Below are 12,668 nucleotides of genomic sequence, written 5' to 3'. Positions count from 1 at the left end.
CTGGGGCGTCGTCTGCACCGTTCGGGCAGCGACCTTCCTCGAACTCATCGAACGGGGCACAGAGGGGACGCCGGGTCCTCCTTCCGCATGGGGCGGCGCCTCAGGGGGGTCAGCCCTTCGGCCGCCATCGCGATCCGCTCGACGTCGGACTCCAGCGCACCGAGCAGTGCCCCAACGCGCTCACCCCGTTGCGGAAGAAGGCCGGCCGTCCGATCGGCCTGCCAGCCTTCCTTCAGCTCGGCTCGATAGCGCGGACTGTCCAGATCGCTCACCAGCCGCTCGACGAACCGCCAGTTGCTGCGTCCGGCGGTCGCCCGCCGCAGCACGGCGACGAGGTGCCGACGGGTGGTGTCGACCTCTACCGGGGAGGGTCTGGCGCCCACTGTCGTCTCGGCCCACTCGGCGGCGTACGCGGAGACGGCGTCACGGAAGGCCGCCGTGGCCGTCCTGATCCCGTTCGCGTTCGCCAGGCCCCGATCCCGGGCGCTGCGGATCTCGGCGGCACCCATGGTGAGCAGCGCGCCGACCACCAGCGGCAGCAACCAGGACAGCAGGCCCGGCGCGGGGGCCGAAGCAGAAGGAGCGCCCCTGGTGAGGGCCTGGGCCTCGACGTGTGCCGCGCAGGCGCGCCGGAAGTCGGCGGGCCGGTCTTTCCGCCAGGCGTCCAGGGTCAGCGCTTCGGCCACGCCCCCTGCCGGGTCGACCGCAGCCGGTGTGCTGGCGGCCGTAACCAAGCCCAGCGCCGACGCCGCTTCCACGACCCCCTGGCGGCCGCTCGCCGAAAGGCAGACGACGTTGCGGGCGTCGTCCGGGGTGGCGGCGGACGCGGTGCCGGGCGTGAGCGCACCTGCCAGCAGGAGCACGGCACAAAGCCGGCGCCGTAAGTCTTCCCCCACACCCAACACCCCGTCCCCTGCGCGTGATCGGCCGCTCAGAGGCTACCGCTCGGCCCCGTGCCGTTCGACGGGATCGCCAAATCACGCCGACCGTCCGGCCCCTGCCCCTGGCGCCCCGGATGCGTCCGGGGCGGCGGTGGCCGCCGGTCCGGGCCGGGAACTCCTCGCGCCAGCCGTGCTGGCACCGCCGTCCGCCCGTCATCTCTCAGCACCTGCTCCAGCGTTGTCTGCTCCAGCCCGTGCTCGATCAGACGAGCACGGAACAAGCTCAGCACAGAGGCGTCGAACCCGGGATCATCCAGCTCCAGACCGAGATAAACTTCCAGTCCATCCGTGCCCGCACCTGGACAGCGGCCTGCCGGTCGGTGAGCCCCCTCCGTGAATTGCAACATCGACACCAGCGCCAGCGCCAGCGCTCCCGGCGATACGGCAGGGCGTCCCCGGGCCGAAAACGCCCCGGCAAACACCGCGTCTTCAAACAGCGGGCCCAACGCCTCGCGGATCCGCACCGCGAACGTCCCCTTGGGAAACGCAGCCAGTACCACCTGGACCGTAAGCTCCAACACCCCCACGTCAGCCCGAGGCTCCAGCGACATCCTTCCCGGCCCTCCCACGATCACAGCAACCATGGAAGACCAACGACACCTGCCTGCCCGAATCACGCCTTACTCAGCAGAGTCATGCACCGCGGAGCACTGGCCAGAATCAGAGGTAGAACACCTGCATCTGCTTGAGGACCTCGATGAGGGCTGCGGTGTCGTAGCTGCCGGGAATGGTTCGGCCGGCCCTTGGTCCCGAAGGGCCAGCATGACCCGGAAGGCGTCGGCTGGGCGGTCGTCAGGGGCTAGCCAGGAGCCGTTCAACAAGACTGACGAGGGCTCCGGCCGTGGCCCCTCACGATCGGCGAGGATCTCTCCGCCGGGCAGCCACTGCTGGCACCGCTCCCGGATGATCCCTTCGAGGCCGGGTCGGCTCTCCATTCCGCAGATCAACAGCAGGCCCGTGATCCGACAGGACGGCAGGCCTCACACGCATGGTTGCCCATCGCGGCCACCAAGTTCTGCGCCGCTGCCTTCACGGCTGGTCCCTGTCACTGGCCAACCTGTCTGCCAGACCCTGCCACCGAGCACGGCCTGGTGGGCTGTGCCTTGAACGTGCAGCCGAGGAGGATCATCATGTTCGAAGATCGTCAAGAGCAGCCGGATCACTCCGGAGCGGCTGGCGAGAGTTGGTCACCGCGAGATCTCACAGGAACGGAACCGCCTGTGTGGCCCCGTCGACAACGGGCAGCTCCCCAAGCGACAACGCCAAGATCACTCAACGCCGAGGCGCTGATCAGTGCATCGCCCCACGCCACCGTAGCAGCCGGCCCGGTATCTCTTCCGCCATTCCGTCCGCGTGGGTCAGCTCCTGCCCCCGAACGCGGCTCATGCCCGTGTGTGTCGTCCCCGCCGCGCACCCCGGTTCTGATAACGCCCAAGCAGCTCGCCCATCGCCATGCTGCGATCCACGCGCTGCCCAGGCAGGTCCACTCGGCAGGTAGCCGGTCTGCCGCCGAAGAATGAGTCGGCGCCAGACCCCGTAGCGGCCGTAGCCCTGGACTAGCAGACGGCCTGTTCCCGCGAGGCGCCGCGGGCAGGGCGTCAGTCACCGGGTGTGGCATCAGTCAGCATCGAGGCCGTCGATCAGGCGGTTCAGGAACCGGGTGAAGGTGGCATCGGGAGTGAGGGGACGCCCGGGGGCGGAAAGGGCTTCGGCAAGTTCCGGGTGGCAGCCGTCTGCGGCGACAGCGGCCAGGTAGCGGCCCTCGGCTGCGGCCCGACCCGGCGATCGTGAAACAGCGGCCTGCGCGATCTCATGGGCAACATGTCCGGCCACGAACGCGGTGATCTGGGCGAAGACCTCTAGCTTCGCCGCACCGTCCAGCCCAGTGGGCCGCAGGACGGCGAGCACGTGTTCGAGGAAGGCCAGCGTGTTGGGACCCGGTACGCGACGGGTGAACAAGGCCGCGGGCAGCCAAGCGTGGCTCAGCATGTGGGCGCGCTGCAGCCGGGCCACGGTCTTCAGATCGGTACGCCAGTCGCCGCTGGGAGGGTCCGTGACCGTGAGTTCGCCGCAGACGTGGTCGACCATCAGTTCCAGCAGCGTCTCCTTGTCCGGAACATAGCTGTAGAGCGACATGACGCCGGCCCCGACCTCGGCGGCCACCCGCCGCATGGTAACCACGTCGAGTCCTTCCGCGTCCGCCAGAGTGACGGCTGCCGCGATGATCGCCTCCCGGCCGAAGGAGGGTCTGCGGCCTTTGCGGGGCTCAGTGGGGCGCAGCCAGAGCTGTTCCGGATCGATGTCCACGGCATCGGGCTTTCCGTCGCGGGCCACGGCCTCGCACTCCTTCCCCTGGTTGTTGAGGTGACTTGTGCGAAGGCTATCCAATCCTCCTCTATTCTCGTACACAGTACGAGAATAGAGGAGGGGAACGATGCCACCACGCACGCCCGTCGACGTAGCCGGACCAGCCTGGGTGCCATCCGCCGGAAAGCCGCCACTGTCCTCCCGGATGATGAGGGCAACCTGGCGAGGCCTGCCGGCAAAACAACACGAAGTCCGATGGGCGCCAGGGCTGGTGGTACCGGCCGCCGACGGCAGCCCGCTGATCACTGACCACTACTTCCCGCGCGCCCAGGGCGACTTCCCCACCCTCCTGGTCCGCTCTCCTTACGGCCGAGGCCTGCCGTGGTCACCCCAGTACGGCATGCTCTTCGCCGAACAAGGCTTCCATGTAGTCCTGCAGAGCTGCCGCGGCACCGGCGGTTCGGGCGGCGTGTTCGACCTGTGGCGCAACGAGGCCGCCGACGGCCAGGCCACGGTTTCCTGGCTGCGCGATCAACCCTGGTTCAACGGAACACTGGGGACCGTCGGCCCCAGCTACCTGGGCTACGTGCAATGGGCCCTCGCTCTGGCCCCACCGCCGGAACTGAAGGCAATGGTGGTGCAAGTAGGGCTGCATGATCCCTACGCCCTGTTCCACGCAGACGGTGCGCTGCGCCTGGAGAACACCCTCGCCGTCGGCGTAGGCATGAACTACCAGCACCAGGGCATAGCACCCTTCCTCAGAGCAACGCTGCGCCTGCAGCGCCGTCTGCGCAACGTCACCACCGCGCAGCCCCTGCGTGGGGCGTACGTGTCAGCCTTGGGCAGCGAACTGCCGTGGTTGGACACGGTGATGACGCATCCGGACCCCGAGGACGCTTACTGGCGCGACGCGTCGCTGGCGGAGTCGGCGCAACGGCTCCGCGTGCCCACGGCTCTGATCACGGGATGGCACGACGCACTGGCCGACCAGAGCTTCGAGCAGTACGAACGGCTGCGCCAGGCCGGATGTGAGACCGCCTTGCTCGTCGGTCCCTGGACCCACACTTCGGCCTTGCAGCAAGGATGGCCGGAGGTATTCAGCGAAAGCCTCGCGTGGCTGCGTGCCCACCTGCACGCCGATCCCTCCGGCCTTCGTCCCACCGCGGTGCGTGTGCACATCGGCGGCGAAAACATCTGGCGGGATCTCGACGACTGGCCGCCAGCCGCGGCTGCCACCTCGTGGTACCCCGTCCTCGGCGGGCATCTCACCCAACAGCCCTCCGCAGATTCCGCACCCGTGACGTCGTTCCGCTACGACCCGGCCGACCCAACCCCCTCCCTCGGCGGCCCCCTGCTCTCCCGAACCGCCGGTCCCCGGAACAACGCCACCCTGGAGGCCCGAGACGACGTCCTGACGTTCACCGGCCCACCGCTGACCGAGCCCGTGGAAATTCTGGGTCCCGTCTCCGCACGGCTGAGCATCTCCACGGACACCGGACATGCCGATGTCTTCACCCGCCTATGCGACGTGGACACACGAGGCCGCTCCGTCAATATCTGTGACGGGTTCGTCCGAATCCGGACAACCGAAAAGGAGCCCTCGCAGGTCACCGTGCCGATGAGCTCTACCGCCCACCACTTCCCCATCGGCCACCGGATACGCTGGCAGATCAGCGGAGGCGCCCACCCACGCTACGCCCGCAATCCCGGCACCGGTGAGTCGCCGGTGGACGCCATCAACGTCACGCCGGTGCGCATCACGCTCCACACGAACTCGGCACTGATACTTCCCAGCAGCCCTGAGCTCGCGTAGTTCGTCAATCTCCGGGGAACGGTCAACGAGCCGGGCCGTCCGGCCCGGCTCACCCCTCCAGTCCTCTTCGCCGTCCAGGCCAGCCAAGTCAGGGGTACGCAGCGGCCCCCAGGAGACCACGGCTCAGTTCGACACGCTGAACGTGACAGAGAAATCGTCGGACACCGCCTCGAGCGGCGCGTCCAGAGACCGGAACGGGATGCTGGCCAGCTATGCGCAATCCCGCCACTCCGCCGCGTGACATCCGCTCCCTGAGCATACGGCGGCCGGCCGCGCATCCTCAGGGACGTTGCACGCCGGCTATTGCGCCGTACCGCTGCTCACGTCCGGGACGGATGTTAGCCCGCCCGAGTTCCCCTGCGTAGTGTGTGAGGACTCGGTGATCCATGACGTGCCGCCACAGCGGCGGAATCCAGGCGACGACGATCATGGTGGCGTAGCCCGAGGGCAGTTGCGGCGCCTCGTCGACATGGCGCAGCGTCTGGTAGCGGCGCAGCGGATTGGCGTGGTGGTCCGAGTGGCGTTGCAGTTGATAGAGGAAGATGTTGCTGGTGGTGTTGTTGCTGTTCCAGCTGTGTCGCGGGGCCACGCGTTCGTACCGGCCGTCCGGCCGTCGCTGGCGGAGCAGTCCGTAGTGCTCCAGGTAGTTGACGCTCTCCAGGAGCACGATGCCGGCCACGGCCTGCACCACGAGGTACGGGAGCACGGCGGAGCCGAACGCGACCGCGAGCGAGGCGAACAGCGCGAAAGTGCCCGCCCAGGCGGTGAGGACGTCGTTGTGCGGCGACCAGACAAGGCGTCCGCGGCGCCGCAATCTCCGGGCTTCCAGCTGCCAGGCGGAAACGGCTCCGCCGTACACCGTGCGCGGGAGGAAGCCCCAGAAGGACTCTCCGAGGCGTGAGCTCGCGGGATCCTCGCGGGTCGCGACCCTGACGTGGTGCCCGTGGTTGTGCTCCACGTAGAAATGGCCGTAGGCGGTCTGTGCCAGCGCGATGCGGGCGAGGAGGCGTTCGTTCGCCTCCTTCTTGTGGCCGAGCTCGTGGGCGGTGTTGATGGCGACACCCGCGACGACGCCGGTGGTGAGGGCCAGCCCGACGGCGGACGCCGGAGACAGCGTGTCCTGGGTCCACATCCAGCAGGCCCAGATCAGCGCGGTGTACTGCAGAGGCAGGTAGAGGAAGGTGCACCACCGGTAGTAGCGGTCCTCCTCCAGGCCTTTCATCGCCTCTTCCGGCGGGTTGCCGGCATCCGTGCCGATGACGTGATCGAGCACGGGGATGATTCCGAAGGCGAACACGGGCCCCCACCACCAGAATGCGTTCTGCCCGGAGAGTGCCACCAGGCCGGCGGCCTGGAAGGGGAGTGTCGGTACAGCGAGGCCGAGGAGCCACACGTAGCGTTTGCGGTCGCGCCAAGCGGCGGGAGGTGCTGGGGAGGGGTGCGGATCGGCTGCTGGCATGAGGACTCCCGGTGCATCGCGGCGGGGGCGGCGTGGACCTCGGCGAGTTCGGGTGCCCCGGCGGCCCACAGAGTGACACCCGTGTGCCCCGCGGCCAACAGGGGACAGCGCGTCAATGTTCTGACGCTCCGTCAGATACGTGCGGAGTCCTCGTGCCCCAGTGCGCCGAGGGCCGCTGCCGCCACTGTGCGCCCCGGGGCCGGATCCGCTCCCGGCGACGGCAGCAGGATCAGGCTGATCGTGAGCCGTACCGTGACGTCGGCCGCCGCGCCGCATGCGGCGGCGGAGCTGTCGGGGAACCTTGCGCGGAACCAGTTCGCGAGGAGTCTGCGCGCGGTCCCCACGACCGGTTCGGGTCGGGAGGTCAGGTATGGCAGCAGGCCGTCGGTGCCGTTGCCCGCCGCGTGCACGATCGAGGCGACCAAGGGGTTGGCCCGTGCCATGTCGAGTACCCGGTCGACCGACGCGGCGAGGGAGGCACCGGGGGAAGCCGCCGGACTCTCCAGCACGGCAGCGATCTCGGCGAGGAACGAGGCCGCCTCTTCCTGGGCGAGCGCCTCCGCGAGACCGTGCCGGCTGTGGAACTCCTTGTAGACCGAGGGTCGCGAGACCTGCGCCCGCACGGCGACGGTGTTCAGACTGACGGCGTCCCAGCCGCTCTCCGCGGCGGTCGCCCGCGCGGCGTCAAGCACGGCGCGGCGCATGCGCATCCTCCAAGCCGCGCGCGGCGGCGCCGGAGAGGAGGCGTCGGGCCCCGGTGACTCGTCGTGATCCCACTCGCTATGCCGGATATCCGCTCCCCTGCGCCTGCATGGCCCGTCCTGCGGGATGGGCTCACTGGAATGGCCGGTATGCCGCGTACGGGGCAGTGTGCTCAGACGAGCCCGATGCGGCGTGCCGTGTCCTCACCGTGCTGCATGTGCCGGTGCGCCTCTTCGCCAAGGGCCGTGAGAACACCCGCGACCACGGTTTCGACGACGGCGAGTGTCGGCACGAGGCTGTCGTAGGGCGACGGTGTCGACACCTGGCTGGGCAGGACGACTTCGGCGTGTGCGCTGACGGGTGAGAGCCAGGTGTCGGTGAAGACGACCACTCTGCCGCCGCGCTCCTGGGCGAGCTGGGCGATGGCGACCTTGTCGTCCTCGTACCGGCGGTAGTCGAAGACGACCAGGACGTCGCGGCGGGTGAGGGCCGCGAGGAGGGCGGTGCGTTCGACGTCCCGGTCGGGCAGGAAGCGGACGTCGTCGCGCAGTTGCATGAGGTGGAGGCCGAGATACCGTGCGAGGAGGTCGGTGAAGCGCCCCCCGGCCAGGGTGATCCGGCGCTTGCGGTCGCTGAGGAGAGTGACGGCGCGCTCGAGATCGTGGGGCGGGATCTCCGCGAGGGTCCGGGTCAGCGCGCCGCTGAAGAGCCTGGCGCTGCGGGACATGAGGCCGGCTGCGGATCCGTCATCGTCGACGGCGTCGTCTGCGGCTTCGTACAGGGTCAGCGGGGAGGCGTTGCGTTCGTCGAGCTCGCCGCGCAGTGCCGCCTGGAAGTCGGGGAAGCCGTTGTATCCGATCCGTCCCACGAAGCGCAGGACGGTGGGGGTGCTGACGGCGGCGCGTTCGGCGATGACGGCGACGGTCTCGAAGCCGGACGACGGGTAGCCGGACAGGATCACACGGGCGACCTTGCGTTCGGCGGGGCTGAGGTCGCCGAGCTTGGAGCGAATGTCGTCGGCGATCGTGCCGGCCATGTCCGTGTCCTCTTCCCTGGTGTGTGTGAGGAGAGCTTAGTGCCGCACGTGTGCGGGGCGGCCTCCTGAGGTCACGGCGCCCGGCACCGGCCGCCGTTCGACCGGCTCACCGGGGTGCGATGGCGATGTCCAGGCCGATGAGGGTCTGCGCGCTGGTCCTGTCCGTCGTCCAGGCGAGGAACCCGGGCTTCTTGGTGAAGGTGACGGTGAAGCGCGGCCCGGATTCGTAGGTGGTGGCGACGGCGCTGTTCTGGGCGCGGGTCGCGGCGAGGGCGCGCGCGGTCGTGCGGAAGGAATACGGGGCGCCGGAGGGGTTCGCGACGGAGAAGAAGACGTCCGTGTTCGCGGGCACCGGGCCGAAGCCGCGTGGAGTGAGGGGGCGCTTGCCCGCGGCTGGCAGCACGAGCCGGTGGCGGGCGTCGTAGCGGTCGCCGTCGGTGAGATAGGTGTACCGGGCTCCCTTCAGGGACCATCCGCGGGCGTCGGTGCCGGTGCGTGCGCGGCTGAGGTCGAGCACCGCCGCGCCATTCGGGCCGATGACACGCATCGTCTCGTGAGAGGTCCCGGGGTGGTCGACGACGAGTGCGGTGTTCTCCTCCAGGGCGTAGACGGTGTCGTGTCCGGTGTCGGCGGCCAGACGCAGCGCGCGGCCTTCGCGGCCGTAGGCGCCGGTGTGCGTGTCGACGAGTCCGCTGCGCAGGAAGCCGAAGCCACCCTCGGGGAGGTGGCCCAGCCGGGTGGGGTCGTCGAAGTAGCCTGCCGCGCTGCCATCGCGGAGACCTTCGTACGATTCGCCGCCGGTCACCATGTCGGGGCCGGCCGCGATCTGTGCGCCGGCGGAGGAGCCCGCGACAACGGCTCCCTCGGCGAGTTTGGTCCGGATGACGGCCAGGACCTTGGAGTCGGTGTGCTCGGCACCGCGCAGCAGGCTGGTGACGTAGCGGTACTGGTCGCCGCCGCCGAAGAAGAAGCCGGTCATCGAATTCACCTGGGCGACGACGGCGTCGGATTCGGCGTTGGCGATGTGATCGAGATCGATGGGGATCCACTGGGCGTCGGCGGCGCCGTGCCTTCGGAAGAGGTCGGCGTAGTAGGCGCCGTTGCAGGCGGAATTGCTGCACGTGTCCGGGTCGTCGGCGTTCGGGTCCTGGCTCTCGGGCACCGAGGCCGCCGTCAGCACCCCGATCCGGGCGCCCGCGCCGCCGGCCCGCTTGATGATCTCGCCGTACACGCGGGCGTTGTCGTCCTTGAGGGCACCGCCGACCAGGACCAGCGAGCCGGTGCGTGAGCTCGCCGGGGCACCGGTCGCGTGGACGGCCGGTGCCGAGGTGAGGGCCAGGACGAGTGCGGCGCAGCCTGCGGCGAAGGAACGGCGGCCGGGCCGGGAGGGAAGGGGCATGGTGTGCCTCCGGATGTCGGTTGGGGTGGCGGAGCGAGCAGGCGCGGACGAGGTCCGCGGGAAGGTTCGTGTCAGGGGCTGCCGGGGTGGCCGAGCGAGACGACGAGCGCGGCCAGGAGAGCGACGCGCTGGGGGACGGTCGAGGTGTCGAGCCACTCGTCGGCGGTGTGGTCGGCGCCTCCGACGGGGCCGAGTCCGTCCAGGCAGGGAACGCCGGTGCCCGCGATCAGGTTGGCGTCACCGACGCCGCCGGTCGCGGCGGCACCGAAGCTGAGGCCGAGTTCGGCCGCCGAGGTGCGAGCGAGGGCGAACATGTGCCGGGACCGGGATGTGTCCTCCATGGGCGGGCAGAGATCGAGGCGTTCGACGGTGACGTCCGTGCCGCGGACTTCGGGCCGGGAGGCGATGTCCCTGATGGCCTGTTCGGCGCGCCGGAGATCGGCCGTGGTGGCGGCACGGACCTCGACCCGCAGTTCCGCGTCGGGGCAGACGATGTTGGTCCGCTCCCCCGCGCGGACGACCCCGACGTTCACGGTGACGTCGTCCCAGTGGCCGTTGAGGGCCTGGAGCGCGACGACGAGGTGGGCGGCGGTGAGTGCTGCGTTGGCACCTCGCTCGGGTTCGATGCCGGCATGGGCGGCGCGGCCGGTGACGGCGAGGCGGAAGTCGGCGACTCCCTTGCGGGCGATCACCAGGTCGCCGTTCTCCCGGGCGCATTCGAGACCGAGACCGAAGTGCATGCCCCGCGCTGTCGCCTCGGTGACGGACCGGCTCGCCGGGGAGCCGATCTCCTCGTCCGGGGTGGCGAGGAAGACGAGCTCCGCGTACTCGTCGAGTCCCAGGTCGCGCAGGACTTCGAGCGCGACGAGGCCGGCGAGGAGTCCGCCCTTGTCGTCGCTGACTCCCGGGCCGTGGGCCAGGGAGCCGGTCGTGGAGAAGGGCCTGGCGGCGGCGGTGCCGTCCTCGAACACGGTGTCCATGTGCGCGGCCAGCAGGATCCTGCGCCCTCCCCTGGTCTCGGGCAGCGTGCCCCTCTTCCGGCCGATCACCACGTCCCCCGCGGGTGTGTGCCGCACCGGGGTGAGCGGGACGCGTTCGACGGTGAACCCGAGGCGGTCGAGTCGGGCGTGGACCCAGTCGGCGACGCGGTTGACTCCGTCGGAACTGTAGGAGCCGGAGTCGATGGCGACGAGCTCGGCCAGGTCGGTGAGGTACCGGTCGTGGAGGGAGCGGGCGTGGGCGAGGAGGTCGCTGATGCGGTGCCGGTTCCGCAGGGGGGCGCTCACAGGACCTTGGACAGGAAGGTGCGGGTGCGCTCCTGCTCCGGGTCGACGAGGATCTTGCGGGGGTCGCCGGCTTCGACGACGACGCCTTCGTCGATGAAGACGGCGGTGTCCGCGACCTCGCGGGCGAAGCCGATCTCGTGGGTGACGACGATCATGGTCATACCGTCGGCGGCCAGCCGGCGCATGACGTCGAGGACGTCGCCGACCAGTTCCGGGTCGAGGGCGGACGTCGGCTCGTCGAAGAGCATCAGCTTCGGTTTCATCGCCAGGGCCCGGGCGATGGCGACGCGCTGCTGCTGGCCGCCCGAGAGCTGGGCGGGGTAGTGGCCGGCGCGGTCACCGAGCCCCACCTGCTCCAGCAGCCGGTGCCCTTCTTCGCTCGCCTGGGCTCTGGAGCGCCCGATGACCTTCACGGGGGCTTCGGTGATGTTCTCCAGTGCGGTCATGTGCGGGAAGAGGTTGAAGCGCTGGAAGACCATGCCGATGTCGCGCCGCCGCTCGGCGACTTCACGTTCCCGCAGCTCGTGCAGTTTGTTCCTGTGCTGGCGGTAGCCGACGAGGTCACCGTCGACGGTGAGCTTCCCGCCGTCGACCTTCTCCAGGTGGTTGATGCAGCGCAGGAAGGTGGACTTGCCCGAGCCGGACGGCCCGAGCAGGCAGCACACCTGGCCGCGCTGGACGGTGAGGTCGATGCCCTTGAGGACTTCGAGGTGTCCGAAGTGCTTGCGTACGCCTTCGGCGCGCACCATGGGGGCGTTCATCGCGCTGCCTTCGTGCCGGTGGGGTTCTTGGTGAGGAGGCCGGCCGCTCCGCCGAGCATGCGCCGGAGCGGCGAGGCGTGGCCGGCGCGGGCGGTGCCTCGGCCGTAGCGGCGTTCCAGCCACGACTGGGGGATGCTCAGTAGGGTCACCAGGCCGAGGTACCAGATGCTGGCGACGGCGAGCATGGGGATGACCTGGTAGTTCTGCGCGTACACGTCCTGGATGTTGGACATCAGGTCGTGGGCCGCGATGACCGACACCAGGGCGGTCATCTTGAGCATGTTGATGGTCTCGTTGCCCATGGGCGGGATGATGACGCGCATCGCCTGGGGCAGCACGATGCGGCGCATGGTCAGCGCGGGGCGCATGCCGAGCGAGTGCGCGGCCTCGGTCTGGCCGGTGTCGACGGACTGGATGCCCGCCCGCACGATCTCGGAGGCGTAGGCCGCCTCGTTGAGTCCGAGCGCGAGGAGGGCAGCGATCGCGGGGGTGAGAAGGGAGTTGGTCTCGGCCCGGAAGAAGGTGACGTCGGTGAACGGGATGCCGATCATCACGTATTTGTAGAGCGCGGCGGCATAGCCCCAGAAGATGATCTGGACGAGCAGCGGTGTGCCGCGGAAGATCCAGACGAAGAAGGTGGCGAGGCCGTAGAGGACGGGGCTGGAGGAGAGCCGCATGACGGCGATCAGGGTGCCGAGGCCCAGGCCCAGGGCCATCGCGGCGGCGGTCAGCCACAAGGTGGTGGCCAGTCCGGTGAAGATGAGGTCGGCGAAGAGGTAGTCGCCGATGATGTCCCAGCGCAGGTTCCGGTTCCGGGCGAGGGAGCCGGCCAGTCCGACGAGGGCGGTGACGGAAGCCGCGGCCGCGAGCCACCTGGCGTAGTTGCGTACCGGGACGACTTCCAGGTCCCGGGCGGCGACAGCGGTTGCGGGGGTGTCGGCCGGCGTCTTGGTGTCGATCATGT

Annotated in this window: 10 protein-coding genes and 1 pseudogene; 1 reads left to right on the top strand and 10 read right to left on the bottom strand. The window is 69.7% G+C overall.

Translation table 11 applies throughout. The annotated features are described in order from the left end of the window. Positions 1-44: 44 nt before the first annotated feature. From JE024_RS37725 to JE024_RS37715, 3 genes and pseudogenes are all read right to left on the bottom strand, one after another. A complete protein-coding gene (locus JE024_RS37725; protein WP_205378321.1) occupies positions 45-863 on the bottom strand; it encodes a hypothetical protein in 819 nt (272 codons plus the stop codon). 281 nt (positions 864-1,144) lie between these two features. Then, positions 1,145-1,492: pseudogene (locus JE024_RS41565) on the bottom strand (transposase); the annotation flags it as partial. 1,066 nt (positions 1,493-2,558) lie between these two features. Then, a complete protein-coding gene (locus tag JE024_RS37715; RefSeq protein ID WP_205378319.1) occupies positions 2,559-3,275 on the bottom strand; it encodes a TetR/AcrR family transcriptional regulator in 717 nt (238 codons plus the stop codon). Positions 3,276-3,456: 181 nt separating this feature from the next. Between JE024_RS37715 and JE024_RS37710 the strand changes: the two genes are divergently transcribed. Next, entirely contained in the window at positions 3,457-5,061 is a 1,605-nt protein-coding gene (locus JE024_RS37710; protein ID WP_205378586.1) for a CocE/NonD family hydrolase, read from the top strand. Between the two features lie 280 nt (positions 5,062-5,341). On the opposite strand, the gene JE024_RS37705 is transcribed toward JE024_RS37710, so the two are convergent. From JE024_RS37705 to JE024_RS37675, 7 genes are all read right to left on the bottom strand, one after another. Beyond that, on the bottom strand, positions 5,342-6,520 hold the full coding sequence (locus JE024_RS37705; RefSeq protein ID WP_205378318.1) for an alkane 1-monooxygenase: 1,179 nt from the start codon (positions 6,518-6,520) through the stop codon (positions 5,342-5,344). Positions 6,521-6,651: 131 nt separating this feature from the next. Next, complete coding sequence (locus JE024_RS37700) at positions 6,652-7,224, bottom strand: TetR/AcrR family transcriptional regulator (RefSeq protein ID WP_205378317.1); 573 nt, start codon at positions 7,222-7,224, stop codon at positions 6,652-6,654. 170 nt (positions 7,225-7,394) lie between these two features. Next, a complete protein-coding gene (locus tag JE024_RS37695) occupies positions 7,395-8,258 on the bottom strand; it encodes a MurR/RpiR family transcriptional regulator (protein WP_205378316.1) in 864 nt (287 codons plus the stop codon). A gap of 106 nt (positions 8,259-8,364) precedes the next feature. Continuing rightward, the gene (locus JE024_RS37690) at positions 8,365-9,657 is read right to left on the bottom strand and encodes a cyanophycinase (RefSeq protein WP_205378315.1); all 1,293 of its coding nucleotides are present in this window, start codon (positions 9,655-9,657) and stop codon (positions 8,365-8,367) included. Positions 9,658-9,728: 71 nt separating this feature from the next. Then, complete coding sequence (locus JE024_RS37685; protein WP_205378314.1) at positions 9,729-10,943, bottom strand: M20 family metallopeptidase; 1,215 nt, start codon at positions 10,941-10,943, stop codon at positions 9,729-9,731. Next, complete coding sequence (locus tag JE024_RS37680) at positions 10,940-11,692, bottom strand: amino acid ABC transporter ATP-binding protein (RefSeq protein ID WP_205378585.1); 753 nt, start codon at positions 11,690-11,692, stop codon at positions 10,940-10,942. The genes JE024_RS37685 and JE024_RS37680 overlap by 4 nt, the downstream gene beginning before the upstream one ends. Before the next feature lie 8 nt (positions 11,693-11,700). Continuing rightward, entirely contained in the window at positions 11,701-12,666 is a 966-nt protein-coding gene (locus JE024_RS37675) for an amino acid ABC transporter permease (protein WP_205378313.1), read from the bottom strand. Between the last annotated feature and the right edge of the window lie 2 nt (positions 12,667-12,668).

Source organism: Streptomyces zhihengii (assembly GCF_016919245.1).
GTDB classification, from domain to species: domain Bacteria; phylum Actinomycetota; class Actinomycetes; order Streptomycetales; family Streptomycetaceae; genus Streptomyces; species Streptomyces zhihengii.
This window is presented reverse-complemented; position numbering and strand designations above follow the sequence as displayed.